Origin of the sequence: Robbsia andropogonis (assembly GCF_000970345.1) — a bacterium.
Taxonomy (GTDB): domain Bacteria; phylum Pseudomonadota; class Gammaproteobacteria; order Burkholderiales; family Burkholderiaceae; genus Robbsia; species Robbsia andropogonis.
The window spans coordinates 1-1,213 of the sequence record NZ_LAQU01000197.1 but is presented as its reverse complement, the minus strand read 5'-3'; the positions used below and the strand labels follow the sequence as shown (position 1 = coordinate 1,213).

General features: G+C 58.5%; 1 protein-coding gene and 1 pseudogene. One reads left to right on the top strand and one right to left on the bottom strand.

Going from position 1 to position 1,213, the window contains the following annotated elements; translation table 11 throughout:
* A pseudogene (locus tag WM40_RS29770) lies at positions 1-646 on the bottom strand (IS6 family transposase); the annotation flags it as partial.
* A gap of 170 nt (positions 647-816) precedes the next feature.
* On the opposite strand from WM40_RS29770, the gene tnpA reads away from it, so the two are divergent.
* Positions 817-1,213: IS66-like element accessory protein TnpA (gene tnpA / locus WM40_RS27090; protein ID WP_236693733.1), on the top strand; the 397-nt coding region annotated here is incomplete at its 3' end.

The following is a 1,213-nucleotide window of genomic DNA, read 5'->3' as shown; positions in this document are numbered from 1 at the left end:
GTTCGATGGCGCCAAGTATTTCGCGCTTGAGTGCAAAATGCTGTCGAATCGGGCCGAAGTTCGCGAGCAAGCGCTGTGCTCGTCGCAAATCTCTTAAGCCACGCATGCGGCGCTCCCGCTCTCGGGTCGGTTGATGGTATTTTCGGCGCGATTATTCACGCGTGCGGCAGCCCGTACGAAGATGTGCTTCGTCTTGGCCAGCGCGGGCACTCGGGCTTTGGCAGCCGGATAGCTACGAAGCTGATCGGTCACGATGACCCGCGGTGCCGGGTGGTTGCGCAAGATCCTCTTGAAGCATCGTTCGGCCGCAGCGGTGTCACGACGCTTGTGCAGAAGGATGTCGAGTTCCTTCCCTTGCTCGTCAACGGCGCCAGAGCCAATAAGGCCCACTGCGCAGACGCACGAACATTTCGTCGAGATGCCATATTTTGGCGATACGGCCGGTGATCTTTCCATGTGCGGCAAACCGGACCCCGAATTTATCGCACCACCGCCGTATCGATTCGTAGCTGACGATCACGCCTCGCTCGAGCAATAATTCTTCGCTGTCGCGCAAGCTCAGCGAGAAGCGAAAGTACCAGCGCACCGCAAGACTGATGATGGCAGGCGGGAATCGGTGGCCGCGGTAAATAGACGAGGATTTCATCCACCTAGCTTACCCGATCGCTTCGCTAACGTGACAGTGCCAACATCAAGGGCAGACGCCGGAGACGATCACGCTCGATGGATATGGTAAGCGTCATTTGGAGACCGCATAGACAGGGGCGGTCGCCGTGTTCAAAGTGATGCCCGTCACTTCAAGTAGTGGGGATTACTTTGGACACAACCAATACACGGCCTTCGAATCGCAGAGGACGACCGAATTACACGGCTGAGTATCGCAAGCAGGTCGCAGTCGCAGCGTGTCAGCCTGATACGTCGGTGGCCAAGCTCGCGCAGTCCCATGGGCTCAATCCCAAAATGGTGTTCAAATGGCGGCGGCAATTACGCGCGGGCTTGTTGGATGCCGTCAAGCCCGCTGAAGCGCTGATGCTGCCCGTAGCGCTGTCGAACCCACTCACACCCGAACAGCCGGAGCCGACGACAACGGCGCGAGCGCCGACGACTTCCACACAGGGTAGTCCCATAGCAGTCTCAGCGATCGAGATTGAACTCAACGGTGCTCGCGTGAGCGTCAAGGACACGGTCGACCCAGTGCAGTTGCGCCTTGTGT